This window comes from Parageobacillus galactosidasius, assembly GCF_002217735.1.
Lineage (GTDB): Bacteria > Bacillota > Bacilli > Bacillales > Anoxybacillaceae > Parageobacillus_B > Parageobacillus_B toebii.
Window position 1 is genome coordinate 852,317 of sequence record NZ_NDYL01000001.1, and the last position, 25,400, is coordinate 877,716.

Annotated in this window: 31 protein-coding genes; 22 read left to right on the plus strand and 9 right to left on the minus strand. The window is 40.7% G+C overall.

The annotated features are described in order from the left end of the window. The first annotated feature begins 333 nt into the window (after window positions 1-333). The 5 genes from B9L23_RS04525 (at window position 334) to B9L23_RS04545 (ending at window position 6,337) form a co-directional block, all read left to right on the plus strand. Window positions 334-1,986, plus strand: coding sequence for a peptide ABC transporter substrate-binding protein (locus B9L23_RS04525; protein WP_089096956.1), 1,653 nt, complete (start codon window positions 334-336; stop codon window positions 1,984-1,986). 130 nt (window positions 1,987-2,116) lie between these two features. Further along, window positions 2,117-3,046, plus strand: a complete 930-nt coding sequence (gene opp3b, locus B9L23_RS04530; protein WP_089096957.1) for an oligopeptide ABC transporter permease — start codon at window positions 2,117-2,119, stop codon at window positions 3,044-3,046. After that, window positions 3,043-4,065, plus strand: coding sequence for an oligopeptide ABC transporter permease (gene opp3C, locus B9L23_RS04535; protein WP_012749445.1), 1,023 nt, complete (start codon window positions 3,043-3,045; stop codon window positions 4,063-4,065). Before opp3b ends, opp3C begins: the two co-directional genes overlap by 4 nt. A gap of 276 nt (window positions 4,066-4,341) precedes the next feature. Continuing rightward, window positions 4,342-5,409, plus strand: a complete 1,068-nt coding sequence (locus B9L23_RS04540) for an ABC transporter ATP-binding protein (protein ID WP_089096958.1) — start codon at window positions 4,342-4,344, stop codon at window positions 5,407-5,409. Further along, complete coding sequence (locus B9L23_RS04545) at window positions 5,402-6,337, plus strand: ABC transporter ATP-binding protein (RefSeq protein WP_012749447.1); 936 nt, start codon at window positions 5,402-5,404, stop codon at window positions 6,335-6,337. Before B9L23_RS04540 ends, B9L23_RS04545 begins: the two co-directional genes overlap by 8 nt. Before the next feature lie 25 nt (window positions 6,338-6,362). On the opposite strand, the gene B9L23_RS04550 is transcribed toward B9L23_RS04545, so the two are convergent. Then, window positions 6,363-6,545 carry a hypothetical protein gene (locus B9L23_RS04550; protein ID WP_012749448.1) on the minus strand — a complete coding sequence of 61 codons (183 nt, stop codon included), beginning with the start codon at window positions 6,543-6,545 and terminating at the stop codon, window positions 6,363-6,365. Window positions 6,546-6,802: 257 nt separating this feature from the next. On the opposite strand from B9L23_RS04550, the gene spxA reads away from it, so the two are divergent. Continuing rightward, window positions 6,803-7,201, plus strand: coding sequence for a transcriptional regulator SpxA (spxA, locus tag B9L23_RS04555; protein WP_003252337.1), 399 nt, complete (start codon window positions 6,803-6,805; stop codon window positions 7,199-7,201). 77 nt (window positions 7,202-7,278) lie between these two features. Here spxA and B9L23_RS04560 read toward each other — a convergent pair whose 3' ends face one another. Next, the gene (locus tag B9L23_RS04560; protein WP_012749449.1) at window positions 7,279-7,950 is read right to left on the minus strand and encodes a TerC family protein; all 672 of its coding nucleotides are present in this window, start codon (window positions 7,948-7,950) and stop codon (window positions 7,279-7,281) included. Between the two features lie 215 nt (window positions 7,951-8,165). On the opposite strand from B9L23_RS04560, the gene mecA reads away from it, so the two are divergent. The 4 genes from mecA to pepF all read left to right on the plus strand — a co-directional run bounded on the left by mecA (window position 8,166) and on the right by pepF (window position 13,704). Continuing rightward, window positions 8,166-8,852: an adaptor protein MecA gene (gene mecA / locus B9L23_RS04565; protein ID WP_012749450.1), complete on the plus strand. Its 687-nt coding sequence runs from the start codon at window positions 8,166-8,168 to the stop codon at window positions 8,850-8,852. Between the two features lie 73 nt (window positions 8,853-8,925). Next, window positions 8,926-10,434: a cardiolipin synthase gene (cls, locus tag B9L23_RS04570; RefSeq protein WP_012749451.1), complete on the plus strand. Its 1,509-nt coding sequence runs from the start codon at window positions 8,926-8,928 to the stop codon at window positions 10,432-10,434. Between the two features lie 110 nt (window positions 10,435-10,544). Then, window positions 10,545-11,792, plus strand: a complete 1,248-nt coding sequence (locus B9L23_RS04575; RefSeq protein ID WP_245842287.1) for a competence protein CoiA — start codon at window positions 10,545-10,547, stop codon at window positions 11,790-11,792. Between the two features lie 97 nt (window positions 11,793-11,889). Further along, window positions 11,890-13,704: an oligoendopeptidase F gene (gene pepF, locus B9L23_RS04580; RefSeq protein WP_012749453.1), complete on the plus strand. Its 1,815-nt coding sequence runs from the start codon at window positions 11,890-11,892 to the stop codon at window positions 13,702-13,704. Window positions 13,705-13,722: 18 nt separating this feature from the next. Here the strand turns inward: pepF and B9L23_RS04585 are convergent, their stop codons facing one another. The 5 genes from B9L23_RS04585 to B9L23_RS04605 form a co-directional block, all read right to left on the minus strand. Next, window positions 13,723-13,920 carry a hypothetical protein gene (locus B9L23_RS04585; RefSeq protein ID WP_062753739.1) on the minus strand — a complete coding sequence of 66 codons (198 nt, stop codon included), beginning with the start codon at window positions 13,918-13,920 and terminating at the stop codon, window positions 13,723-13,725. A gap of 261 nt (window positions 13,921-14,181) precedes the next feature. After that, a complete protein-coding gene (gene spxH / locus B9L23_RS04590) occupies window positions 14,182-15,075 on the minus strand; it encodes a ClpXP adapter protein SpxH (RefSeq protein WP_012749455.1) in 894 nt (297 codons plus the stop codon). Then, on the minus strand, window positions 15,068-15,481 hold the full coding sequence (locus B9L23_RS04595; protein WP_012749456.1) for a globin domain-containing protein: 414 nt from the start codon (window positions 15,479-15,481) through the stop codon (window positions 15,068-15,070). The genes spxH and B9L23_RS04595 overlap by 8 nt, the downstream gene beginning before the upstream one ends. 94 nt (window positions 15,482-15,575) lie before the next feature. Beyond that, window positions 15,576-16,166: a lytic transglycosylase domain-containing protein gene (locus B9L23_RS04600; RefSeq protein ID WP_089096959.1), complete on the minus strand. Its 591-nt coding sequence runs from the start codon at window positions 16,164-16,166 to the stop codon at window positions 15,576-15,578. Then, entirely contained in the window at window positions 16,163-16,756 is a 594-nt protein-coding gene (locus tag B9L23_RS04605; RefSeq protein WP_062753735.1) for a CYTH domain-containing protein, read from the minus strand. Before B9L23_RS04605 ends, B9L23_RS04600 begins: the two co-directional genes overlap by 4 nt. Before the next feature lie 128 nt (window positions 16,757-16,884). On the opposite strand from B9L23_RS04605, the gene B9L23_RS04610 reads away from it, so the two are divergent. From B9L23_RS04610 to B9L23_RS04625, 4 genes are read left to right on the plus strand one after another with little or no spacing between them, the layout of a single operon-like run. Continuing rightward, complete coding sequence (locus tag B9L23_RS04610) at window positions 16,885-17,259, plus strand: UPF0738 family protein (protein ID WP_012749459.1); 375 nt, start codon at window positions 16,885-16,887, stop codon at window positions 17,257-17,259. Window positions 17,260-17,276: 17 nt separating this feature from the next. After that, window positions 17,277-17,909, plus strand: a complete 633-nt coding sequence (gene yjbM / locus B9L23_RS04615) for a GTP diphosphokinase (protein ID WP_012749460.1) — start codon at window positions 17,277-17,279, stop codon at window positions 17,907-17,909. Window positions 17,910-17,932: 23 nt separating this feature from the next. Continuing rightward, window positions 17,933-18,727: an NAD kinase gene (locus B9L23_RS04620; RefSeq protein WP_285754780.1), complete on the plus strand. Its 795-nt coding sequence runs from the start codon at window positions 17,933-17,935 to the stop codon at window positions 18,725-18,727. A gap of 58 nt (window positions 18,728-18,785) precedes the next feature. Next, complete coding sequence (locus B9L23_RS04625; protein WP_089096960.1) at window positions 18,786-19,682, plus strand: RluA family pseudouridine synthase; 897 nt, start codon at window positions 18,786-18,788, stop codon at window positions 19,680-19,682. Between the two features lie 12 nt (window positions 19,683-19,694). Here B9L23_RS04625 and prpE read toward each other — a convergent pair whose 3' ends face one another. After that, entirely contained in the window at window positions 19,695-20,432 is a 738-nt protein-coding gene (prpE, locus tag B9L23_RS04630) for a bis(5'-nucleosyl)-tetraphosphatase PrpE (RefSeq protein WP_089096961.1), read from the minus strand. Window positions 20,433-20,508: 76 nt separating this feature from the next. Continuing rightward, on the minus strand, window positions 20,509-21,681 hold the full coding sequence (locus tag B9L23_RS04635; protein WP_081189632.1) for an FtsW/RodA/SpoVE family cell cycle protein: 1,173 nt from the start codon (window positions 21,679-21,681) through the stop codon (window positions 20,509-20,511). Window positions 21,682-21,853: 172 nt separating this feature from the next. Here B9L23_RS04635 and fabI point away from each other — a divergent pair, with 172 nt between their 5' ends. From fabI to B9L23_RS04670, 8 genes are all read left to right on the plus strand, one after another. Further along, window positions 21,854-22,630, plus strand: a complete 777-nt coding sequence (fabI, locus tag B9L23_RS04640) for an enoyl-ACP reductase FabI (RefSeq protein WP_012749465.1) — start codon at window positions 21,854-21,856, stop codon at window positions 22,628-22,630. Between the two features lie 194 nt (window positions 22,631-22,824). Next, a complete protein-coding gene (locus B9L23_RS04645) occupies window positions 22,825-23,250 on the plus strand; it encodes a CotO family spore coat protein (RefSeq protein ID WP_012749466.1) in 426 nt (141 codons plus the stop codon). Further along, window positions 23,237-23,584 carry a DUF1360 domain-containing protein gene (locus B9L23_RS04650; RefSeq protein ID WP_089096962.1) on the plus strand — a complete coding sequence of 116 codons (348 nt, stop codon included), beginning with the start codon at window positions 23,237-23,239 and terminating at the stop codon, window positions 23,582-23,584. The genes B9L23_RS04645 and B9L23_RS04650 overlap by 14 nt, the downstream gene beginning before the upstream one ends. Before the next feature lie 242 nt (window positions 23,585-23,826). Then, window positions 23,827-23,949, plus strand: coding sequence for a hypothetical protein (locus B9L23_RS21335; RefSeq protein WP_012749468.1), 123 nt, complete (start codon window positions 23,827-23,829; stop codon window positions 23,947-23,949). A gap of 81 nt (window positions 23,950-24,030) precedes the next feature. Then, window positions 24,031-24,249 carry a hypothetical protein gene (locus B9L23_RS04655; protein ID WP_012749469.1) on the plus strand — a complete coding sequence of 73 codons (219 nt, stop codon included), beginning with the start codon at window positions 24,031-24,033 and terminating at the stop codon, window positions 24,247-24,249. Window positions 24,250-24,281: 32 nt separating this feature from the next. Next, window positions 24,282-24,485: a phage holin family protein gene (locus B9L23_RS04660; protein ID WP_062753726.1), complete on the plus strand. Its 204-nt coding sequence runs from the start codon at window positions 24,282-24,284 to the stop codon at window positions 24,483-24,485. 133 nt (window positions 24,486-24,618) lie between these two features. After that, the gene (locus B9L23_RS04665; protein WP_012749471.1) at window positions 24,619-24,825 is read left to right on the plus strand and encodes a DUF1657 domain-containing protein; all 207 of its coding nucleotides are present in this window, start codon (window positions 24,619-24,621) and stop codon (window positions 24,823-24,825) included. Between the two features lie 107 nt (window positions 24,826-24,932). Next, window positions 24,933-25,400, plus strand: coding sequence for a YhcN/YlaJ family sporulation lipoprotein (locus tag B9L23_RS04670; RefSeq protein WP_233131655.1), 468 nt, complete (start codon window positions 24,933-24,935; stop codon window positions 25,398-25,400).

Here is a 25,400-nt window from a genome sequence, read left to right on the forward strand (position 1 = left end):
GGAATTATATTAAGAAAAGAATATAAATTCTTAAAAAAGCCTATATTCGTATACTTTGAATTCTAAATTTGTCGAAAAACATTATATTGTAAGCGTTTTCTTAGATAGATGGTGAAAATTTTTTGTTTACATTTCGTGAAAATATCATTAAAATTCAAAGTAACTGTATAGTTGCCTAAAACAAAAAAATTAGAAAATTTCTATTCAAAAAAATAAAAAAATTATTTCCAAATATACTAATACTATATATAATAGTTGGTAAGCAAAATCTTCTGAAACATAACATTCAGAAGATTTTTAATAAGTTACATACCATTAAGGGGGGACTTTTTAGTGAAGAAGAAGCTATCATTGTTTCTTGTGCTTCTCCTGGCTGTAACCACATTTCTAGCGGCCTGTGGAGGCAACAACGACACAGCAAAAGACAACAATGGCGGCACCGCAAATAAGCCGGCCGAAAAGAAAGAGCAAGTGTTGAACTTGTTGGAAACTTCCGAAATTCCATCGCTTGATTCCGCGCTTGCGACAGACCAAGTATCGTTTATCGTGTTGAACAATGTGATGGAAGGTCTTTACCGTTTAGGCAAAGACAACAAGCCGGTTCCAGGTGTGGCGGAAAGCTATGAAGTAAGCGAAGATGGCAAAACGTACACGTTTAAACTTCGCAAAGACGCAAAATGGTCGAACGGCGACCCTGTAACGGCGCATGACTTCGTATTTGCGTGGAGAAAAGTATTAGATCCAAAAACAGCTTCCGAATACGCCTACATTATGTATGACATTAAAAACGCGGAAGAAGTCAACCAAGGCAAATTGCCAGTTGACCAGCTTGGCGTAAAAGCGGTAGATGACTATACGCTTCAAGTAGAATTGAAAAACCCAATTCCATACTTCATCAGCTTAACCGTATTTGGATCGTTCATGCCGCAAAACGAAAAATTCGTAAAAGAGCAAGGCGACAAATATGGCTTGGAAGCAAACACGACGCTTTACAACGGTCCATTCGTATTAAGCGAATGGAAACATGAACAAGGATGGACATATAAGAAAAATCCAAACTATTGGGATAAAGACAACGTGAAGCTAGAAACAATCAATGTCAAAATCGTAAAAGATACTGCAACAGCTGTAAACCTTTACGAAACGAAAAAAGCAGACCGCGTTATTCTCACTGCAGAGTTTGTTGATAAATATAAAAACGATAAAAACTTCCATACAGAGCTTGAACCATCTATTTTCTGGCTGCGCATGAACACGAAAAACGAATTGTTGAAAAACGTGAATGCTCGTAAAGCAATCGCGATGGCGATTGACAAACAAGCGCTTGTTGACACGCTTTTAAACAACGGTACAGTTGCGGCTAACTATATTGTTCCAAAAGACTTCGTTGAAGGTCCAAACGGAAAAGATTTCCGTGACGAAAACGGTGATTTAGTGAAATACGATGTAGAAGAAGCGAAAAAATTATGGGAACAAGCGAAAAAAGAACTTGGCAAAGACAAATTTACGATTGAGCTGTTGAACTATGATACTGATACCGCGAAAAAAACTGGCGAATATTTAAAAGAACAGCTTGAAAAGAACTTGCCTGGCCTTACGGTCAACATTAAACAACAACCGTTCAAACAAAAGCTTGAGTTAGAAAGCAACATGCAATATGACCTATCCTTCTCTGGATGGGGCCCGGATTATCAAGACCCAATGACATTCCTCGATCTTTGGGTGACAAACAACCCGCACAACCAAACTGGTTGGTCTAACGCAGAGTATGACAAGCTTATTAAAGATGCGAAAACAACGTTGCTAAGCGATTTGCAAGCTCGTTGGGATACAATGTTAAAAGCGGAAAAAATCTTGTTTGAAGAAATGCCGATCGCGCCGCTTTATCAACGTGGTAGAGCGTACTTACAGCGCGAGTACGTAAAAGATATTGTTACTCACCCATTTGGCGGAGATTATAGTTATAAATGGGCATATATCGAGTAATAGTTCTGTAGTAATTGTAATTGCTGAGGAGAGTATATGTGAAAAGCATATACTCTCCTTTTGCCTGAAAAGGCGAAAAAAGTCGAAAAAAGGAGAAGATTCTAATTATTATGTTGGAGGAGGTGCTCCAATGGCGCGATATGTGATCAAACGGATTGTGTATATGGTCATTACGTTATTTATTATCGCGACGGTGACGTTCTTTTTAATGAAATTGCTTCCCGGTTCACCATTGCAAAACCAAGAAAAACTCACGCCAGAGCAGCAGCAAATTATTTTAGAGAAATACGGATTAAACGATCCGGTTCCAGTGCAATATGTCCGCTATTTAGGCAATTTATTAAAAGGGGATTTAGGCGTTTCGTTCCAATATGATAACCGTCCCGTAACGGAGTTAATCGGGGAACGAATCGGACCGTCGGCGCAGCTCGGCTTTCAGGCGATTGTACTTGGTACTATTATTGGCCTGTTGCTTGGCATTTTTGCGGCGATTCGCCATAACACGTGGGGAGATTATACGGCAACCGTTATTTCCGTATTAGGAATCTCCATCCCATCGTTTGTGCTTGCCGGGTTTTTGCAATACTTTATCGCCGTAAAATTGCAATGGCTGCCAGTCGCGTTTTGGGAAGGATTTGAATATACGATTCTGCCAACGCTTGCATTGTCGGTTGGCGTCATTGCCAATATCGCTCGCTTTATGCGCACGGAAATGCTGGAAGTATTAAGCTCTGACTATATTTTAACGGCAAGAGCAAAAGGAATTAGCAATGCCGCAGTGATTGTGAAACATGCAATCCGCAACTCGCTCATCCCGATTATTACGATTCTTGGTCCAATGGTCGTCAACTTAATGACGGGAACGCTTGTTATTGAGAAAATTTTCGCAGTTCCTGGATTAGGGGAACAATTTGTTCGTTCGATCGAATTAAACGATTACCCTGTTATTATGGGAACGACGTTGTTCTACTCCGCATTGCTTATTTTGGCGATTTTTATCGTTGACATGCTATACGGTGTCATCGACCCACGTATTCGTTTAGCGGGAGGGAAAAAATGATGGCTAAACTAAACTATGAAAATCTTTCACCAGATCTGTTTCAACCCGCTTCACCGAATGTCAGTGAACATGAAAAAATTACCCGCCCAAGTTTGACATTTTGGCAAGACGCCTGGATTCGTTTACGGAAGAATAAGGCAGCCATAGCTGGATTAATCATGATTATTATTTTAACACTCACGGCGATTATCGCTCCGATGACGAGCAAGCACACGTATAAAGAACAAAATTTAAATCATGCGAAACTGCCGCCAAAAGTTCCTGTTTTAGAGCATATTAGCTGGCTCAATCTAGACGGGAAAGACGCAAACGGCGTTGATGTATATAAAGAGAAAGGCATTAAAGAATACTATTGGTTTGGAACAGATGATTTAGGACGCGATTTATGGACAAGAACTTGGTATGGAACACGAATTTCTCTCTACATCGGGTTATTGGCTGCGCTGATCGATTTGTGCATCGGAATTGCGTACGGCGGGATTTCCGGATTTTACGGAGGTCGCGTCGATAACATTATGCAGCGGATTATTGAAATATTATACGGTATTCCGAGCTTAATTGTCGTCATTTTGTTTATTTTAATTTTTGAGCCGGGGATCATTTCGATTACACTGGCTATGGTCATCACTGGCTGGATGACGATGGCACGGATCGTCCGCGGACAAATTTTAAAATTAAAAAATATGGAATATGTGCTTGCGGCCCGTACGCTAGGAGCATCCAACTCCCGGTTAATTTTTAAGCATTTAATCCCGAACGTCGTCGGTCCAATCATTATTACAACGATGTTTACGATTCCAAGCGCGATTTTCACCGAAGCGTTTTTAAGTTTTATCGGTCTTGGAATTCGTCCACCGGAAGCATCGCTCGGTTCATTAGTCAACGAAGGATATAAATCGATTCAAACCTATCCGCATATGATGATCATTCCAGCGGTTGTCATCAGTTTATTAATTTTGAGCTTTAACTTAGTGGCAGACGGGCTGCGCGATGCGCTAGATCCGAAAATGCGCAAATAATGGACGGAAGGAGAGGAGAGCATGGAGAAAATATTGGAACTGTAGATGAGCATTTTTCATTACAATAATTTCCATGGTTAGAGAGACAAACAGGGTACCCCTTACGCGATACGGAGCTGTTTTTTGATCACATCAATGGGAATATCTTGCTTTGCAGCGTCATAAACTATTCATGAGACATGAACCTCCTTGTGGATAGTTGGTGGTACATCTATTCTAACCAAGGAATCGGGTTCATGTCTCCTTTTTTGTTTAGTTGTCAATTTATGTCAGTGAATTTGCTCATCTACAGTATTGGAAGTGAAAGATTTACACATCTCCTTCGACATACATGCAGGCGAAGTGCAGGCGGTCCGGGGCGTTAGCTTCGATTTATATAAAGGAGAAACGTTGGCCATTGTCGGTGAATCAGGGTCCGGAAAATCGGTGACTTCGAAAGCGCTCATGCGGCTATTGCCAACTCCGCCGAGCCGAATTAAACAAGGAGAAATTTTGTTTGAAGGAAAAGACTTAACGAAGCTTTCCGATAAAGAAATGCAAAACATTCGCGGTGCAAAAATTTCAATGATTTTCCAAGATCCAATGACATCGTTAAACCCAACGATGACCATTGGCAAACAAGTCATGGAAGCAATTTTAAAACATCAGAAAATCTCGAAAGAAGAAGCGCGCAAGCGTGCGGTTGAACTATTGCAGCTTGTCGGCATCAAAAATGCGGAGCTGCGCATAAAACAATATCCGCACCAGTTTTCCGGCGGGATGCGCCAGCGTGTCGTGATTGCGATCGCTCTCGCTTGCAACCCGAAAATTTTAATTGCCGACGAGCCGACGACAGCATTAGACGTAACCATCCAGGCACAAATCCTGGAACTGATGAAAGATATTCAAAAGAAACTAGGAATGTCGATTATTTTCATTACACATGACCTTGGTGTCGTCGCCAATATGGCTGACCGCGTGGCGGTCATGTACGCTGGAAAAATCGTAGAAATCGGCACAGTCGATGAGATTTTCTATAATCCGAAGCACCCATATACATGGGGATTGCTTGCTTCGATGCCAAGCCTTGATCATAAAGATATGGAGCTTTACTCGATTCCAGGCACGCCGCCGGATTTATTGAATCCGCCGAAAGGCGATGCGTTTGCGCCAAGAAATCCATATGCGCTAAAAATTGACTATGAATTAGAACCACCGATGTTTAAAGTTTCGGATACGCATTACGCAGCGACGTGGCTACTCCATGAAAATGCGCCAAAAGTAGAACCGCCGCAAATCGTGCGCGACCGCATGGCTAAATTTGCGCAAATTGTTGCTCGGAAAGGAGGAGGACCTCGTGGCTAGACAAAAACTCCTCGAAGTGAGAAATTTAAAACAATATTTTCGCGTTGGCAGAGGGGAAGTGGTAAAGGCAGTAGATGGAGTGACATTTGATATTTACAAAGGAGAAACGTTTGGGCTTGTTGGTGAGTCCGGGTGCGGCAAATCGACGACAGGAAGAACGATTATCGGTTTATATGAGGCGACGGAAGGGGAAGTGCTGTTTAACGGAGTGAGCGTTCATGGAAAAAAATCAAAAAAAGAGTTAAAGGAATTAAAGCGAAAAATGCAAATGATTTTCCAAGATCCATACGCCTCGTTAAACCCGCGAATGACCGTTGCGGATATTATCGCTGAAGGCATCGATATTCACGGTCTTGCGAAAACGAAGGAAGAACGCATGCAGCGCGTATATGAGCTGCTTGAGACAGTCGGCTTAAACCGTGAGCATGCCAATCGCTATCCGCATGAGTTCTCCGGCGGCCAGCGCCAGCGTATCGGGATTGCCCGCGCGCTAGCGGTAGAGCCAGAGTTTATTATCGCCGATGAGCCGATTTCTGCGTTGGATGTGTCGATTCAGGCGCAAGTGGTGAACTTAATGAAAAAGTTGCAGCGGGAAAAAGGCTTGACATATTTGTTTATCGCTCATGATTTGTCGATGGTGAAATATATTAGCGATCGTATTGGCGTTATGTACTTTGGAAGAATGGTGGAGCTTGCGGATGCGGAGGAATTGTACCGCAATCCGATCCATCCTTACACAAAAGCGCTATTATCGGCAATCCCGCTTCCTGACCCGGAAACAGAGCGGACGCGCAAACGGATTATTTATGATCCGTCGCAGCATAATTATAAAGAAGGAGAGGAATTGGAGTTTCGTGAAATTACTCCAGGGCATTTCGTATTATGCTCGGAAGCAGAATATAAAACATATCAATCGATGTATAAATAAAACGATCTCGATTTGTGAGATCGTTTTATTTTTTGCCGCCGACTAAATTCCAGCCAGCTTGTGTACGTTTTGTTTCGTTTACATGTTCTTTTCGCTTCGAACCGCCGAAAATTTTTTCGCCAATGCCGTTCGCGATGACTCCCATTAACGCAGTGATGCCAACAATCATTACGAAAACGATGATATAATCCATAACATATTGTGTCATGAACGCTCTCCCCCAGACAATCGCTCTAATTTTATTGTAAGTGATTTTTCTTTTTATTGGAAGAAGCGGTGAAAAATAAACCTAGAAAATAGATGACTTTTTTGAAAAACTATATCTTTATTTATATATTTATTGTATAATGTATTATGTTAGAGTTATTTCAAATTACCATGTTTTGTAGCTGCAGAGTTTAGCTAGTTCGTTCCATTGATATAGAAGGCAAGGTTAGGTTATCCTTGTTGAAAGGGAGTGAGAATATGGTGAAATTGTATACTTCACCAAGTTGCACGTCATGCCGAAAAGCGAAAGCATGGCTAGAAAAACATAATATTCCTTATGTAGAACGCAATATTTTCTCCGAACCGTTAACGATTGAGGAGATTAAAGAAATTCTACGCATGACGGAAACAGGAACAGACGAGATTATTTCAACAAGATCAAAAGTTTTCCAAAAGCTGAACATCAATCTCGAATCGTTGCCGCTTCAAGATTTATATGAACTTATTCAAAAACATCCGGGAATTTTACGCAGACCGATTATTATTGATGAAAAACGGCTTCAAGTCGGTTACAATGAAGACGAAATTCGCCGTTTCTTGCCGCGAAAAGTGCGAGCATATCAACTTCGTCAAGCGCAACGTCTCGTTAATGAATAAGAGGAGAACCAACTTCTACATGGCCCGCCATGTAGAAGTTTTTTATCATCTCTTTATTGAGCAGCCGATCCATATTTTTATGTCCAACGATGCAATTTTCTACGATTGATAATGAAACCGAGCAAAACGACTGATGTCGCTGTAATAAATGGAAACATCGGTTTCCATGCAGCAGCGCTGTCGTATAAATAGCGGATTTGTTGTTCTTCGCTGATCATTTTTCCGGCGGTATAGGCTAACAGAGCTCCGCCAATATAAATGAGGAAAGGGTATCGCTCCATCGCATAAAGAATTAGTTTACTGCCTAAAATGATAATGGGAACGGAAAAAAGAAAACCAAACACAACGAGAGAAGTATGACCTTGAGCTGCTCCAGCGATCGCAAGAACATTGTCTAACCCCATCACAATATCAGCAGTCACAATTGTCCATATCGCTTTCCAAAGGGATGTTTCCGATTTAATAGATGCACTCGCTTCCTCTTTTTGAACCATTAATCTTAAAGAAATCCAAAGCAAAATGCAGCCGCCGACTAGCTGCAAAAAAGGGATTTTTAATAATATCACGATCCCTACTGTTAAGAGAATGCGAATGAAAATGGCCAACGCGGTGCCAACGAAAATTGCGATATTTCGTTTTCGTTCCGGCAGCTTGCGGCTTGCTAACGCGATAACAACAGCATTATCTCCTCCAAGAATAATATCAATGCCAATGATGAGAAGAATGGATGTCACATATTCGCCAGCCATGCATGTCCCTCATTTCTTTTGTTTTCACCATCATTATAGTAGGGCATGTTTTATTTCATACCCAATTTTTAAAAACTTGGTTTTTTTATTTCCCATCTTTCGATTTTTATCATAAAATAAAAGTACAAGACATAATCTTGTATTTAAGATAGAATTTTTGGGGGTAAAAGTCCCTTCAATTTTATTCTTTTTTTAGGAAGGGAGAGTTCGGCAATATGGAAATAGAACGAATTAATGAACATACAGTAAAGTTTTATATTTCTTATGTTGATATAGAAGAACGTGGTTTTGACCGGGAAGAAATTTGGTATAACCGTGAGCGCAGCGAAGAATTATTTTGGGAAATGATGGATGAGGTTCATAGCGAAGGCGATTTTTCGCTTGAGGGCCCTCTTTGGATTCAAGTACAAGCATTGGATAAAGGGTTAGAAGTGCTTGTCACAAAAGCGCAATTATCGAAAGATGGAAGCAAATTGGAACTTCCGCTTCCGGAAGAAAAATTGCGCGATTTTCCAGTCCCAGTTGATGAAAAAATTGAAGAACTGCTTGACCATCATTTCCATATTGTACGCAATGATGAATCGTTTGCCGACGATAATGATAAGGAAATCCTTCAGTTTACTATTTGTTTTAAAGATATCGAAGATTTGATTGCCCTTGCACATCGTGCTAACTTTACAGGACTTGACAATCGTCTTTTCCAATTTGAAGATCGATATTACTTATTTGTCCAATTTAATGAGGAAGATTACACCGAATATGAAATGGACAACATTTTGAGCTTGCTTCTAGAATATGGAATGGATTCGCAAGTTACGATTTACCGTTTAGAGGAATATGGAAAAGAGATTATTCGCGACAATGCTTTAGAGGCGATCAAACAATATTTTCCATTAAAGTAGCCGCCGATTTCAACTGCTGAAATCGGCGTTTTCTTCGGCGGGAAAGTTTAGAAAATAGGTCAGGTGAATTTCATTGCGAAATACGTTAAGGGTTATTATTTTTGTCCTGGCTGTAGCGGCTTTTTTATTTTTGACCAATGATTATTGGGAAGGGAAGCTGCTTGGTGGGCTTAGTATTTTAATTTCTTGTTCTGTTGTTTTCATTGCGTTTGTTATTTCTCTCGAAAACAGAAAGCCTGCCCATACAATCACGTGGCTTGTCGTGCTCGGAAGCTTCCCGCTAATTGGATTTTTCTTTTATTTAATGTTTGGAAGAAATTATCGAAAGCAGAGGCTTTTCCAAAAAAAGGCGATGCTCGATGAACAAACATTTTTAAAATTTCAAGGACAGCGAGAGTGGGCGATAGAACAGATGCCGATTGGAGAACACCAACGTCCGCTGCTTCAGCTGGCTCATCGAATTGGAAAAAGCCCGGTTTCTCTCGCGACGGAAACAAGGGTATTGACGAATGGCGAAGAAACATTTTCTACTATTTTTGAAGAACTGGAAAAAGCGACACACCATATTCATTTAGAATATTACATTGTTCGCCATGATGAAGTTGGACAGAAGCTAAAAACGATTTTAATAGAAAAAGCAAAAAAAGGAGTTCATGTCCGTTTTCTTTATGATGCTGTAGGAAGCTGGAAATTATCCAAAACGTATATTCAAGAGCTGCGCGATGCCGGGGTAGAAATGATTCCTTTTTCACCGGTTCGTTTGCCGTTTTTGAGCAACACCATTAACTTCCGCAATCATCGAAAAATTATTGTGATTGACGGAACGATTGGCTTTGTCGGGGGACTGAATATCGGTGATGAATATTTAGGAAAAGATAAATATTTCGGTTTTTGGCGCGATACGCATTTATGGATTCGTGGCGAAGCGGTCCGGACGCTACAGCTTATTTTTTTGCAAGATTGGTATTATATGACGGGAAAAACGTTATTGACACCGGAATATTTATCTCCAGAGCTCGTTCATTATGACGGTCAGGGGGGGGTTCAGTTAATTGCGGGTGGTCCTGACCAGAAATGGGAAGTCATTAAGCATTTATATTTTGCAATGATTACGTCTGCTCAGCGATCGATTTGGATTGCGTCGCCGTATTTTGTGCCTGATGAAGATATCCTAACAGCATTAAAAATCGCTGCTTTAAGCGGGCTTGATGTCCGCATTTTGGCACCGAAACGACCAGATAAAAAAATTGTCTTTTATGCTTCACGATCCTATTTCCCGGAATTGTTGGAAGCAGGTGTGAAAATTTATGAATATTCAAAAGGATTTTTGCATAGTAAAATCATGATCGTTGATGGGGAATTAGCATCAATCGGCACAGCTAATATGGATATGCGCAGCTTTCATCTCAATTTCGAAGTAAACGCTTTTTTATATCATACGGATAGTACAAAAAAACTTGTTGCTGATTTTCTTGAAGATTTAAAAGAAGCCAGTCCAATTGATTATGAAACATTTCAACAACGTCCGTTATCCATTCGTGTTGTTGAATCTGTATCAAGATTATTATCTCCTTTATTATAAAATTTCACCCGGAATTGTACCGGGTGTTTATCATTTTTAAGGAATTTTGTATAAAAAATAGGAAACCAGACTGTTTTTGTCGAATAAACTAGAAAGGATGATGAAAGGATGTGATCATTTTGCTTGTTGCCTTGTTGCGGAATGGAGAATTCATTTCACTGGCTAAGACTTGGACAAAGGAGGAATTAGTTCAGTTAAAGAGGAGGGAAGCGTTTTTTTGTCCTGCCTGCAAGCGGGAAGTGGTATTAAAGCTCGGCAGTCGCCGCATTCCACATTTTGCGCATAAAAAAGATACCGCATGTCCATATGAATATGAGTCGGAATCAACACGTCATTTAACAGGAAAGTTAGATCTATTTTCCTGGCTTCAACGTCAAAACATACGGGCAAAATTGGAACCATATTTACCATCGATTCAACAACGTCCAGACATCCTTGTTGCGCATAACCACCTCCTGTATGCGATGGAATATCAATGCTCTACCATTAGTGAACAGTTGTTTCAAAAACGCAATGATTCCTATCGCATAAAAGGAATTCGACCAATTTGGATTCTTGGAGCACATCATTTGCGATATCGGACCATATACCACTTGGCATTGCCCCGATTTCAATGGATGTTTGCCCACCATTTTCCGTTTGTTCCTCGCCCGCTCCTTTTCTACTATTGTTCGGAAACCAAACGTCTTATCCGCCTCGTTCATTTGATTCCGTTTTCTGTTCGCCATACATTTGCGATTCCCATTGTCAAGCCTCTGCATTCGGTTTCTTTTTCCGATTTGCTATCATCTCCGGTTGTTTCACTGCCACCATCGTTTTGGAATGATTGGCTTTGCCGTAAAAAACAATGGCGTCTCACTTTCACGTCATATCCGAATAAGATCACAAGGCTTATTTGTTCTGATTTTTATCGCTTTGGCATTATTCCTTCCCTTTTTCCTACCGAAGCAGGCTGGCCGCTGCCGCACGGCTATTTGTTTGAAACACCGCCATTTATTTGGCAAACATATGTGTTAATCCCATTTATGCAATCAGAAAGCAAACATGTCTCTATACATTCCATTTATCGTTTTATTGATGAAAGAATGGCAGCGGGGCGGCTTGCGGCTCGCCAGTTGCCGCTCGCAATGGGACAACGCTATACGCAAGCAGTTTATGAGTATTTGCAATTGCTTACGAAGTTAGGCTATTTTCAATGGGAAAGCCGCAAAAGCCTTCGTTTAGTAAAGGAATTTACTTTTCCAAAGACGATGGATGAAGTAATACAGCAGGATCAACAAATGATGGAGCAGATGAAAATGGAGCCATCACTTTACCATTATATAAATAAATTGGAACTTAACAAAAATATTGTATAAGAAAGTGATAGCAAACATTTATTTTCTCGAAAAAGGAAATGATAGTAAAAAAGTGAATATGATTTATGATATAATTTTCCAAAAGGAGGTTTGCAAAATGGAAGAAAAGAAAACAAAAAAATCGTTGCCATCACGAAGTGAAATTCCTGTAGAAGAAACATGGCGTTTAGAGGACATTTTCCCAACGGATGAAGCATGGGAGCAAGAATTCCAAGCAGTGAAAAAAATGATTCCGAAATTATCGGACTATCAAGGGCGGTTGGGAGAATCAGCAGATACGTTATACGAAGCGCTGCAATATCAAGATGAGATATCGATGCGTCTCGGCAAGCTATATACATATGCGCATATGCGTTACGACCAAGATACGACAAATGCCTTTTATCAAGGACTTAATGACCGTGCTACCAGCCTTTATAGCGAAGCGTCTAGTGCGATGGCGTTTATCGTTCCGGAAATTTTAGCGATCGATGAGGCGAAGTTGCGTTCATTTTTAGAAGAGAAAAAAGAATTAAAGCTGTATGAACACGCTTTAGACGAAATTAACCGTCAGCGTCCGCATGTATTGTCTGCCGAGGAGGAGGCTCTCCTTGCCCAAGCTGCGGAAGTCATGCAAGCATCTTCGACTACATTTGGCATGCTGAATAATGCGGATTTAACATTCCCAACGATTATTGATGAAAATGGGGAAGAAGTGGAAGTGACACATGGCCGTTTTATTCGCTTTTTGGAAAGCACAGACCGCCGTGTGCGGCGCGATGCGTTTAAAGCGGTATATGATACGTACGAAAAGTACAAGAATACGTTTGCTAGCACTCTCGCCGGAGCGGTGAAAAAAGATAACTTTTTTGCCCGCGTTCGCCGTTATAAATCAGCGCGAGAAGCGGCATTAAGCAGCAATAATATTCCTGAAAGTGTTTACGATAATTTGATCGAAACGGTTCATGAACATTTGCCGCTGTTGCACCGTTATGTCCGTTTACGCAAAAAAGCGCTTGGACTTGACGAACTTCATATGTATGATTTATATACTCCGCTTGTGCAAGATGTAAAAATGGAAGTAACGTATGAAGAAGCGAAAGAATACATGTTAAAAGGGCTTGCTCCGCTCGGTGAAGAATATATTGGCATCGTCAAAGAGGGCCTCGAAAACCGATGGGTAGATGTGCGCGAAAATAAAGGGAAACGAAGCGGTGCCTATTCATCAGGTTCATATGGAACAAATCCATATATTTTGCTTAACTGGCAAGATAACGTCCATAATTTGTTTACATTAGTCCACGAATTTGGCCACTCTGTGCATAGTTATTACACACGCAAAACGCAGCCGTATCCGTATGGAGATTATTCCATTTTTGTTGCTGAAGTTGCATCGACATGCAACGAAGCGCTATTAAGTGATTATTTATTAAAAACGATCGATGATGAGAAAAAACGATTATATTTACTTAACCATTATTTAGAAGGGTTCCGTGGCACGGTCTTTCGGCAAACGATGTTTGCAGAGTTTGAACATATGATCCATATGAAGGCGCAGGAAGGCGAAGCGTTAACAGCTGATTCATTGACTTCCATGTATTACGAATTAAACAAAAAATATTTCGGTGATGATATTGTCGTCGATAAGGAAATTGGATTAGAATGGGCGCGGATTCCACATTTTTATTACAATTATTATGTTTATCAATATGCCACAGGGTTTAGCGCAGCCACCGCATTAAGCAGACAAATATTAGAAGAAGGGGAACCGGCTGTTAAACGCTATATTGAGTTTTTAAAAGCAGGCAGCTCCGATTATCCAATTGAGGTGTTGAAAAAAGCGGGAGTAGATATGACGAGCGCGGAACCGATCCGGCAGGCTTGTCAAGTATTCGCAGAAAAACTAGATGAAATGGAACAGATGTTATCGTAAAAAACAGCGAATGTGGAGTTATTGCCACATTCGCTTTTGATAAAATCCTTTAAATTGGTTGCGGCTGTTCCAAGTTGCTAAAAAGCCAAAAATGGAAACAAATAAAAGTGGCATCGTAATAAACAGTGGAATAAGATGCATAAGACCAAACAAATTTAAACAAAAGGCGATAAGCACAACCAATCCCCAAATGAACAGAGTGATGTGTTTCTTCACCTTTTTTCACCTTCCTAATTTGATTCATTTCATTTATATGAACAAAGCAAAGGAAAACATGCTTTCTTCTATATTTATGACAATAATGTGAACAAAAGCACAAAGTAGTTGTCAACACTCGCCTTAATTTGTTAAGATAATATCGTGAACGAAGTCACAAAAACCTTATACCCCTTTGTTTGACCGTGAAAAATTTCTCCCATCCCCTTTGTTGTCTTGGCAACAAGGAAAAGCCCGGCATTCAGCCGGGCTTTTCCTTATTTATTCTTCTTCTGAGATATAGCGCCAAAACGTTCCATGCTTTACCGGTACTTTTTCCACTTTTTGTTTCAGCTGTAGTTTTTTCATCTCTTTTTCCGCTTCGTTTATAGTCATATCATAAACAACTGCAATTTCCTTTGTGGCGACGAATTTAAAATGGCTTAAAAATGACTCGAGCGGGGGAGGAGGGGATGGTTCTGGATGGAAGCCAAGCAATTCATGAATGAGTTCGACATAAATCTCGTAAGGGTAACATCCGGAAATTTTAATTCCTTCGTCCTCAATGTTTTCGTTAAAAAAGACGAGTGTTGGAATTTCATTTACATCCATCTCTGATGTAATTTTTAAATCGCATTGAAATGCTTTGGACGCACTTGACGACTGTAAATCACGAACAAATTCATCCACATCCAATCCAACGCTTATTGCACAATCAATTAACACGGAAATATCGGATACATTTTGCTTTTCCAAAAACAATAATTCCTGTAATTTGCGTAAGAAACGAATTCCTGCGCGTTTGCCTTGCAATTCCGCCGCTTTAATGGCGATCGATGGAGCAAATGGGCTAGAAATTGGATTTTCAAGCCATAGGCTTCCATCGCAAGACATTCCCGAACGGCACGCCGTCCGCTCCCACACTTTGGCGATCGTTTCTGGCTTATGGCGTTTCCGCATATTCAGCGTTGCCAATGTTCCGCTTAACACGTGTTTCAATGTAAAAAAGCGACCATACTCAATGATTAGCTTTTTGATAATAGGTTCAAGCCCCCAGCATTCAGGGCATAAAGGATCGATAAACAAATAAATTTCCAACGGCTTTGTCTCGTTGCTGCGAGGCTGGGAAGCATACCACCAATCTGGGGTCGGCTTCCCAGCTAATTTGTCATTCAAGGGAATGCTCCTTTCTTTCCAAATTGTCTGGGGTATTGACCATATGATGAGCAGTCAAAACGAGACGATGATAAATTTGTTCGCGCACCGGTCCAGACAGACCGATTTCATCCATCGCCGCGCGCATACAGGAAAGCCATGCCTCAGCGCGAGTTGGAGTAATTTCAAATGACAAATGACGTGCCCGCAACATTGGATGTCCGTGCTCCTCTGTGTAAAGTGGCGGCCCTCCTAAGTATTGTGTTAAAAATTGTTTTTGTTTTCTAATCGTTTCTGTTAAATCATCCGGAAAAATTGGGATTAAATCAGGATGTTTAGCAACACGTTTATAGAAAGCTTCCACAAGCCTTGTAATTGTTTTTTCTCCACCGACCGCCTCATAAAGTGTTTGCCATTGTTCAGCCATTGTGAATACTCCTTTTAGATATTGTGTACGACTATTTTACTGCTATTTTAACAATGAAGTTTATTTATCTCAAACAAAGTGACTTGAATAAATATTATGAGTAGTATGTGTTGAGCACTTTTTCAACATATGCTCTTGTTTCGGCAAATGGTGGAACTCCCCCGTAACGATCTACGTTTCCGGGACCGGCGTTATATGCGGCAAGTGCAAGCGAGACATTGCCGTTATAGCGGTCAAGCAGCATTCGTAAATATTTTGTCCCGCCCTCGATGTTTTGGGCTGGATCAAAACGGTTTTCTACTCCAAGCATTTTTGCGGTGCTTGGCATTAACTGCATAAGTCCAGCCGCACCGGCGCGGCTGCGCGCATTTGGATTAAAATTAGATTCGTGACGAATGACAGCGCGAACGAGCTTTGGATCAACATCATATTTTTCCGCAGCCTGTGCAATTAATGTATCAATATTTCCATCCATATGTTTAGAGGAAGATGTTTTTTCTGCCGATGGTGTTGACACATTTGGATTTTCAGGGACTTGCAACATTGGTTGCTGCTCTGACAGCAATTGATGGAATAGCTGCGCAAATGACCATGTGTTATTTTGATTTATGATGTTTGGACGATTGGTAGATAAATTTTGCAATGCCTGAAGTTCCAACAATAGTTTTAGTGCAGGAGTGTTCATCGCTCTTCCTCCGCTCTATATTTTTTCATATATAAACGTTGAATTTTATTAGCTGTTGGCCGAATTGGGATATGCAAAGAATGAAGCAGCTGTAAAAATCGTTGTTTTCCGCTTTCTGCATCTTTAGTCTCATATTCTAACTCATAATCATCGGTTTGTAGGTAATGACTATGATCAAGAAAAAGTGTGCCGCCTTTGTACATCCATTGTGCTCGGTCGGTGGCTAATGTGCCAAAATGTCGTAGTTGTTCAGGCGGAACGCCAATTTCTTGAAGAATTTGTGCAATCGGGCCTTGAACCATTGCAGTGCCATTTAAGAGGGCGTCTGCTTCTTCTTTTGTAAGCTGTTCATGCGTCTCAAGCAAAACCCCTTGTGCTGTCGTTTGTTTCAACGTTAATGTGTAGTTGCCGTTTTTTACGCGAATTCGCAGTGCTGCTCGTTTGTCTTTTAACAAAAATTGCGGTGTGTCAAAATAATGATTTTCTTGATGTTCAAAAGCATGATCATCGATATGAAACACTTGGCGAATTCGGTCGAATTCTTCTTTTGTTAATAAATTTTTAAATTCGATTTCTATTTCTTGGTTCATGTTTTCTCCCCTTTGTATCCATTTCAATTTTATTATCGGATGTTTATTGTTGAATATCAATTATTTATTATGCATAGGGTGATTATGGTAAAATAAAAAAGGACTGTTTATGTGGAAGGAGATTTGGCATGCAAAAGAAATTAGTCGTAGAAAAAGTAGAAAAACGAGATGAGCGATTATGGCTAATCTGCGATCATCCTCCATTTTCGCTTGAACAAGCAAGACCAAAAAATCATATGCTTGTTGATTCAGACAATATTGCGTTTATTTATATATTAGAAACGGATGAAGATTTTATTTATGTTGCGATTCCATCCGAGTTTTGGATGGACATCAAACAAGTATTAACAGACGGTACACCTATCTTTTTGCAAAGTGGAACGATCGAAATGGAACTGACCCATTTCAAGGAAGAGCTAACATATTTAATTGAAAATATTGATGGAAACGCCAATTACGGAGAACAGATGGAACAGGCGGTAAAAGAAATTTTTCTTACATAACAATTGGTGGTGGTATGATGGTCAAACATTGGGATTTATTTTTGGCGCCATACAAACAAGCGGTGGAAGAATTAAAAGTAAAACTAAAAGGAATGCGCGCCCAATTTGAAATTTTAGGGGTGCATTCGCCAATAGAATTTGTTACCGGAAGAGTAAAGCCAGTCGCAAGCATTTTGGATAAAGCGCAAAAGAAAAATATACCTCTTGATAAATTGGAAGAACAAATGCAAGATATTGCCGGACTTCGTATGATGTGCCAATTTGTCGATGATATTAAAACGGTAGTCGAATTGCTTCGGAAGCGGAACGATTTTGAAATTGTGGAAGAACGAGATTACATCAGCCAAAAAAAAGAAAGCGGTTATCGCTCTTACCATGTAGTGATCCGCTATCCGGTGCAAACGATTTGCGGGGAAAAGAAAATTTTGGCAGAGATTCAAATTCGGACGCTCGCGATGAATTTTTGGGCAACGATTGAACATTCATTAAACTACAAGTATAGCGGTCGCTTTCCTGAAGATATTAAAGTAAGATTGCAGCGCGCTGCAGAAGCAGCTTATCGTTTGGACGAAGAAATGTCAAAAATTCGCTTTGAAATTCAAGAAGCGCAAGCAGCTTTTTCGCGAAAACAGGATGCAAAAGGGGAATAACGATGAAAGAAAAACAAGCGCCGATGAAATTTGCCGTTACGTCCAAAGGGGATGAGACATCGAACGCACTTACGCAAAAAATTAAAACATATTTACTTGATTTTGATTTACAGTATGATGAAGATAAACCTGATATTGTCATTTCTGTCGGCGGTGATGGAACATTGCTTTATGCGTTCCATCGTTATTGTCGCCGCTTAGATAAAACGGCGTTTGTCGGGGTTCATACCGGACATTTGGGATTTTACGCCGATTGGGTGCCTGAAGAAATCGAGAAGCTGGTCATCGCGATTGCGAAAACACCGTACCAAGTGGTGGAGTATCCGTTGTTAGAAGTGATTATTCGCTACATAAACGGGGGACGGGAAGCAAAATATCTCGCTTTAAATGAATGCACAGTAAAAAGCGTCAGCGGCACGCTCGTGATCGATGTAGAAATCCGAGGCGATTTATTTGAAACGTTTCGCGGTGACGGATTATGCATTTCTACGCCGACAGGAAGCACCGCCTATAATAAAGCGCTAGGCGGCGCGATATTACACCCATCACTCGAAGCGATACAAGTAACCGAGATGGCGTCCATCAATAACCGGGTGTTCCGCACGATTGGATCACCGCTTGTACTTCCTGCGCACCATACATGTATATTAAAGCCAGTGAACAATGTCGATTTTCAAATTACGATTGATCATTTATCGCTTTTGCATAAAGACGTTAAATCGATTCAATGTCGCGTCGCACAGGAGAAAATTCGTTTTGCTCGTTTCCGCCCGTTTCCATTTTGGAAGCGAGTGCGCGATTCATTTATCGCTGATTAACCCATTTCGCTCCATTGTTTGATTAGAATAAATAGGAAGTAAAGGAAGGTACAAAACATTGTCGCGTTTTACGCTAACTTGGACGATTACGGAAAAAGAGGAAGGGAAGCTTGTCCGGGAATTTTTAAAGGAACAAGGCATTTCGAAAACGGCATTAACAGACATTAAATTCCATGGAGGGGCCATTTTCGTGGATGAACAGCCAGTCACTGTTCGTCATCGTCTTTGTTGTGGAGAAACATTGCGAGTACTATTTCCAAAAGAATCCCCAAGTGAAGGGATGATGCCGGAAGCGATTCCGCTTGATATTGTATATGAGGATGAATATGTTTTGGTCGTGAATAAACCGCCGTTTATGGCAACGATTCCATCGCGTGAGCATCCGGGCGGCACGCTTGCTAATGCATTGCTTTATCATTACCAAAAGCAACAGTTAGAGTCGACGATTCATGTTGTAACAAGACTGGATCGCGATACTTCCGGCCTTGCTCTCGTCGCAAAACATCGTCATATTCATCATTTATTATCCACGCTGCAGCAACAAGGAAAAGTAACGCGGCGTTATGAAGCGATTTGTCACGGATGTTTAACGGAAGACAAGGGGACGATTGATGCGCCAATCGCCCGCAAAAGCGATAGCATTATTGCTCGGGAAGTACGCGATGATGGTCAACGGGCCGTTACTCATTTTCGCGTATTACAGCGGCTTCGTGAATATACATACGTATCGCTCCAGCTAGAGACAGGCCGCACGCATCAAATTCGTGTTCATTTAGCGCATATTGGCCACCCGCTTGCAGGGGATGAATTGTATGGCGGAAGCCGGGAAGCAATTAGCCGCCAGGCGTTGCACAGCAAAGAGCTTTCCTTTTTCCATCCGATCAAGCGGCAAATATATACGTTTTCTTGCCCGCTTCCTGATGATATGAAACAATTGATGGAACGAGTAAGCTGATAAGCGGCATTTTCAATCGAACGTTCTGAATTTTTCCGGCACATATGGCAAGGAAGATGGAAACGATATGGTTTCTATTTCAGGATATCGAAAAGCGGTAAGCGCTCCGCCGAATACGCAGCCAGTATCAATATTAATTGTACGATTAATGATTCTAGGTTGTTTCACCGGTGTATGACCGTATACAATCCATGCGCTTCCTGTGTAACGCTTTGCCCAATCTCGCCGGACAGGTGTTCCATCGGGATTTGTTTCCCCGGTAATATCACCATAAAGAACGAATGTTTGAACTTTTTTATCATTTCTTCCAATATAGTCTTGACGAAGGCCGGCATGGGCAATAATAAGGCGGCCGTTATCTAGCTGCGCGTATAACGGAGCGGCTTCATATAGCCTCATAAACTTTTTTCGAATCATTGCTTGTTCACTTGGCGGCAATGCGCGATATTCTGCGACAGTTGTTTCAAGACCGTGCGTAATTTGGACGTTTCTTCCTAAAAAGAAGCGATACAGTTTATTGCAATGATTCCCTGGGACATAATAAGCTGACTCGCGCTCGACAAGGGAATAGACAACTTCTACTGTTTGCAACGATTGTGGGCCTCGGTCTGTTAAGTCGCCGACAAAGCCGAGTTTCCGCCCATCTGGGTGAAGGGGAATGCCGTCGTCCCATTCATATCCAAGCTTTTTAGTTAGCTTTACAAACTCTGAATAACATCCATGAATATCGCCAATGATATCGATTTTCATCGCTTCATTCTCCTTTAGTAAAGTAATGAATGCGCATGATTATTATAAAATAAAAAGCCGCTGATCATGCGGCTTTTTATTCTTCGGAAGAAAACATAAACTTTTTCGTGCGTGAATGGACATTCAAAACAAGTCCAATGGCTAACATATAAGTCGCAAGCGAACTTCCCCCATAACTGATAAATGGAAGCGGAAGCCCGGTGATTGGCAAAAGTCCAATGGTCATTCCAACGTTTTGAAATACTTGGAATGTAATCATTCCAATGACCCCGGCGCATAAGTAGCTTCCGTATAAATCATTGCTTTCTAAAGCAATATGAACCATGCGGTAAATAAGAAGGAAAAACAGTGAAATGACAACACTTGCACCAATGAACCCGAACTGTTCGGCGATGATTCCGAAAATGAAGTCGGTATGTGCTTCCGGGAGGTATACTTGAATGTTGCCAAATCCTTTTCCATACAATTCTCCAGATCCAATCGCAAGCAGGGAACGAATGAGCTGGAAGCCCTGTTCATTGGAATATTCATAAGGAGCAAGCCATCCATAAAAACGGTTTAACTGATATTCCTCTAAAATATATTTGTGGAAAAAGTCAGGGAATCGGAAGAAAATAAATACAAGAATAGCGACGGCCATCAATCCGGCAAACACAATTCCGAGAATGATGCGCCAGCGAATGCCAGAAACGAGCACAAGTGATGCGGTAACGGCAACAAACACCATCGACATTCCTAAATCCGGTTGCTTCATTAGCAATATTAATGGCGGCAAAACAGTTAAGGCGATTTTGCCAAGCAGCCTAAAGTCATCTTTTATGGTCGGTTCCGGATATTTCTCGCGATGGTTAATGATAATGCGGCTAAGAACGATAATCATAAAAATTTTCATTAATTCAGATGGCTGAAAGTTCCCGCCTGGAAGAGAGTACCAGCTTGTTGCTCCTTTAATGGTGACTGTTCCAGGAACGTTAAGTTCAAGACCCAATAACAGCAGCATTCCAAATCCATATAAATACCACGCGATTTGGAAAAAACGATCATAGTCGATAATCATCGTTAATGCGATAACAACAACTCCAATCGCATACCATTGCAATTGTTTATAAGCAAAATTGACATTCTGCAATTTTTCCGGCAAAGTTGGTTGTGCGCTATGAATAGCGATCGCACTAACAATCGCCATTAAAAACAAAATAAACAACAAATTATAATCAAGCTTTGGTTGTGATAGCCGATCTTGTTCCATATTATGACCCTCTCCATCATGATAAAAACATACCATATACCATATTAACGAATTACGATATTTTTGCAAAGAGTTTTGACTCATTTACTTTCTGTGAGACTTATCATATAATAAAATTAACACTAGGTACTAATAACAAATATTAATTTTAATGGATATAGGAGGATGACGGATGAATTTATCGTTAAAAGGACGTACATATGTGGTTATGGGAGTGGCGAATAAACGCAGTATTGCATGGGGAATTGCGCGGTCTTTGCACGCAGCGGGGGCTCGTCTTGTGTTTACATACGCTGGGGAACGTTTTGAAAAAGAGGTTCGCTCTCTTGTTGATACGCTGGAGGATGAAAACTCTCTTCTTTTGCCATGTGATGTGACAAAAGATGAAGAAATTACCCAATGCTTCCAACAAATTAAGGAGCAAGTTGGCGTCATTCATGGGGTTGCCCACTGTATTGCATATGCAAACAAAGAAGATTTAAGCGGAGAATATATGAATGTAAGCCGCGAAGGATTTTTGCTTGCCCATAACATCAGCGCTTATTCATTAACCGCTGTTGCTAGGGAAGCGAAAGAGTTGATGACCGAAGGCGGAAGCATCGTCACATTAACATACCTTGGCGGTGAACGTGTGGTACAAAATTATAACATTATGGGTGTAGCAAAAGCATCGCTTGATGCAAGTGTAAAATATTTAGCAAACGATTTAGGAAAATACGGCATCCGTGTCAATGCCATTTCAGCAGGACCGATTCGGACGTTATCGGCAAAAGGGGTTAGCGACTTCAACTCGATTTTAAAACAAATCGAAGAACGCGCTCCGCTTCGTCGCACGACGACGCAAGAAGAAGTTGGCGATGCGGCACTATTTTTATTTAGCGATTTGTCACGCGGCATTACGGGGGAAATTATCCACGTCGATTCTGGGTACCATATTTTAGGGTATTAAAATGAAAAATTAGAGCCGGATCATCGATCATTCCCATCCAGCAATGGTGATAGCGATCGAAAAAACGTTATATAAATCGGATTAGCTGTTCCTAGAAAAGGAGCAGCTTGTTTTTTTTGGGTAACTTCTTGGCAATTCTTATGATAAACAGCATACATATATAAGGCAACAGTTGAAAAAGGAGGGGACTATCGATGAAACGGCGGGATATGGTGGAAAATGAGCCGCTTCTTTATATCGTGCAGCCGAAGCTGGAGCGTGTGGTTTCTTACATGCAGAAAACGTTTAAAAGCAAAAAGGATGTCGAGAAAAAAACGGAGCATGAGAACGAATGGGGACATGAAGAAATTGTCCAAGAGCAAGAAAAGCAGTTTCAACAAATGTCGCTAGAGGAACAGCTGTCCTTTTTAGGCAATCTCCCAGAGCATCTTGCCAATATAAAATGCAAGCTCGTTAGTACGGACGGAGAAAGAGAAGGAATCATCCGTGAATATGATAAAACGGAAATTATCATGGATACTGCTTTCGGAGAGGTTGCGATTCCAAGAAAGGAGGTCGTTTCCCTTACGTTAATTGGTTTTTCTGAGAAGGGAGAAGAAGAACATCGTGACCGCTACTGAACTTTTTCTTTTTATTTTAGGGACATTTCGGTTAACGAGATTGATCATGTATGATTCGATTACTGCTTTTTTACGGAAGCCGTTTCATGAAATTGTGGAAGAAACATTACCAGATGGAACGGTACAATCATTTTTGCATATTAAAGGAAGCGGTCTGTGCCATTGGATCGGGGAACTGCTGAGCTGCTATTGGTGTACAGGAATTTGGTGTGCTGCTATTCTTTATATCGGCAACATATTCTGTCCTATTATATTTCATCCACTCCTTATGATATTGGCGATTGCTGGGGGCGCCTCTTTCATCGAATGGGCAGTGGAAAAATGGGATTCATAAAAACGAGCGGGGGAAAGAAAGGTCTCCCGCTCGTTTTCTTGTATCTATGATAAAGTATTGATTAATACGCGCAAAGCAAGAAATCATTGCAACATCATGGAATGTTTACGGGATTTTCGACAACAGTTTTTTGGCCAATGCCAATTATATCCGAAACATCAAAACGTGATGAAAAAGGAGAAACATATTTTTTCCGCACCACATAAACTAATAATACACTACACAGCTTGGAGGTTATAGCGATGAAAAAAGGAATTCAACCACAGCAAATTAAGGCAAAACGAGTGTATTCTTCCAAAAAGACGGCTGCGAAGCGGGCAGGAGGATGTGGCTGCGGCAGAACAATAAAAAGAAATAATGGATAAACTGTGAAAAATGCCTATACCTTCATCTGCCTAGTTGCATAGTCTAACAATGCAACAAGTCGACAGGAAGGAGGAATGGGGATGTCTGGTCGTAAAAAATCTCGTGTTATCCATGTCGATAAGCTAATTATTCATGCTGACGATGTGATAATAGTTCCAAAAGGACGCATTCGCGATCCGTGGTTATTTCCGCATCGCGAAGATGTAGAAGCAATTGAAGATGTTCATGAAGAATCACCGCGTGATGATCATAAGCATGATGATCATGAAGAGGAAAGAAGACCTTTTTCCTGGATTTAAGCATTTGGTGAAAATGGATGGGGGAAGCGTAAGTGGAACGCTTTAAAAACTATGGTCTTTGGCTTGCCATCGGTTCTTTTATCTTTTTGGCGCTGCAAACATTTGGCATCGATATCGATTTAGGGAAGTACGAGCGTCTGTATGAAGCATTTTTAAGCATTCTCGTCATCGCAGGGATTATTAACAACCCATCTCTTGGCCGCGGTTTTTCTGACAAAGTGAAGGAAGAAAAATAAGTATAAAGAAAAGGCTGTCCGGTTCTATGGACAGCCTAATTTTTTGTAAAAAATGACAATTATATTTTTCTGCAAAAAAATCCATTCTAACAATTGTAATCGATACTACCGCAATATTAGGGAGGGAATAAACATGACTGTTGCAACTCAAGTAAAACAAACATTAGCAGGTTTAAAATCAGCTCAAGCAAGTTTCGAAACATTTGCATTACAAACGGAAAACCAAGCAGCAAAACAACTTTATCAACAAGCAGCGCAACAAACACAAGCGATCGTTGATTTAGTCAACTCTCGCGTGCAAGAAATTCAAAACGAAGAGCCTCAATATAAACAACAATAACACATGCTATTTTGCAGCGAGATCGAGTTTCCAAAGATGTTGAAAAAAGGTTGGTTATATACCAACCTTTTTTCGAACGAAATACATAAATGGATGGGTTGATGAGAATGAGAAAATGGTTGATGATGACGATTGTTATCGGCATATTAATGGGCGGCTGTGCGAATGAAAACAAAGTAAAACAGCAGTCGATGCAAGGATCTGATTTCATGGAAATAAATACAAATGGAGCGCAACAGGCTACCATCAATCAGCAAGCGGCAGAACAAGCAGTTGCGCATCTTAAGGAAAGAGATGATATAAAAGATGTCGTTGCTGTAAACACAAGCAATAAACTGCTCGTTGCTTATCAAATAAAGCATATGCATCGATTTTATCGCAAACAAATCGAAAAAGAAATTGATCGTCAGTTAATACGTTTATTTCCAAATTATCAAATTGTTTCATCGAGTGATTTAAAAATTTTTTGGAAAACAGAAGAGCTGCGTGGCAAATTAGGAAATAAAAAATGGAATGAACGGAAAGTGGATCAACAAATAGAAAAGATCAAACAATTAAGCGAAGAGCTCACGTAA

Coding starts and splice junctions, on each gene's coding strand:
- B9L23_RS04670 (WP_233131655.1), top strand. CDS start 24,933: ATGAGAAAATGGTTGATGATGACGATTGTTATCGGCATATTAATGGGC.
- B9L23_RS04620 (WP_285754780.1), top strand. CDS start 17,933: ATGAAATTTGCCGTTACGTCCAAAGGGGATGAGACATCGAACGCACTT.
- B9L23_RS04595 (WP_012749456.1), bottom strand. CDS start 15,481: ATGGCTGAACAATGGCAAACACTTTATGAGGCGGTCGGTGGAGAAAAA.
- B9L23_RS04645 (WP_012749466.1), top strand. CDS start 22,825: ATGAAACGGCGGGATATGGTGGAAAATGAGCCGCTTCTTTATATCGTG.
- prpE (WP_089096961.1), bottom strand. CDS start 20,432: ATGAAAATCGATATCATTGGCGATATTCATGGATGTTATTCAGAGTTT.
- yjbM (WP_012749460.1), top strand. CDS start 17,277: ATGGTCAAACATTGGGATTTATTTTTGGCGCCATACAAACAAGCGGTG.
- mecA (WP_012749450.1), top strand. CDS start 8,166: ATGGAAATAGAACGAATTAATGAACATACAGTAAAGTTTTATATTTCT.
- B9L23_RS04610 (WP_012749459.1), top strand. CDS start 16,885: ATGCAAAAGAAATTAGTCGTAGAAAAAGTAGAAAAACGAGATGAGCGA.
- opp3b (WP_089096957.1), top strand. CDS start 2,117: ATGGCGCGATATGTGATCAAACGGATTGTGTATATGGTCATTACGTTA.
- B9L23_RS04635 (WP_081189632.1), bottom strand. CDS start 21,681: ATGGAACAAGATCGGCTATCACAACCAAAGCTTGATTATAATTTGTTG.
- B9L23_RS04655 (WP_012749469.1), top strand. CDS start 24,031: ATGTCTGGTCGTAAAAAATCTCGTGTTATCCATGTCGATAAGCTAATT.
- fabI (WP_012749465.1), top strand. CDS start 21,854: ATGAATTTATCGTTAAAAGGACGTACATATGTGGTTATGGGAGTGGCG.
- B9L23_RS04605 (WP_062753735.1), bottom strand. CDS start 16,756: ATGAACCAAGAAATAGAAATCGAATTTAAAAATTTATTAACAAAAGAA.
- B9L23_RS04560 (WP_012749449.1), bottom strand. CDS start 7,950: ATGGCTGGCGAATATGTGACATCCATTCTTCTCATCATTGGCATTGAT.
- opp3C (WP_012749445.1), top strand. CDS start 3,043: ATGATGGCTAAACTAAACTATGAAAATCTTTCACCAGATCTGTTTCAA.
- B9L23_RS21335 (WP_012749468.1), top strand. CDS start 23,827: ATGAAAAAAGGAATTCAACCACAGCAAATTAAGGCAAAACGAGTGTAT.
- B9L23_RS04550 (WP_012749448.1), bottom strand. CDS start 6,545: ATGACACAATATGTTATGGATTATATCATCGTTTTCGTAATGATTGTT.
- B9L23_RS04665 (WP_012749471.1), top strand. CDS start 24,619: ATGACTGTTGCAACTCAAGTAAAACAAACATTAGCAGGTTTAAAATCA.
- spxA (WP_003252337.1), top strand. CDS start 6,803: ATGGTGAAATTGTATACTTCACCAAGTTGCACGTCATGCCGAAAAGCG.
- B9L23_RS04600 (WP_089096959.1), bottom strand. CDS start 16,166: ATGAACACTCCTGCACTAAAACTATTGTTGGAACTTCAGGCATTGCAA.
- pepF (WP_012749453.1), top strand. CDS start 11,890: ATGGAAGAAAAGAAAACAAAAAAATCGTTGCCATCACGAAGTGAAATT.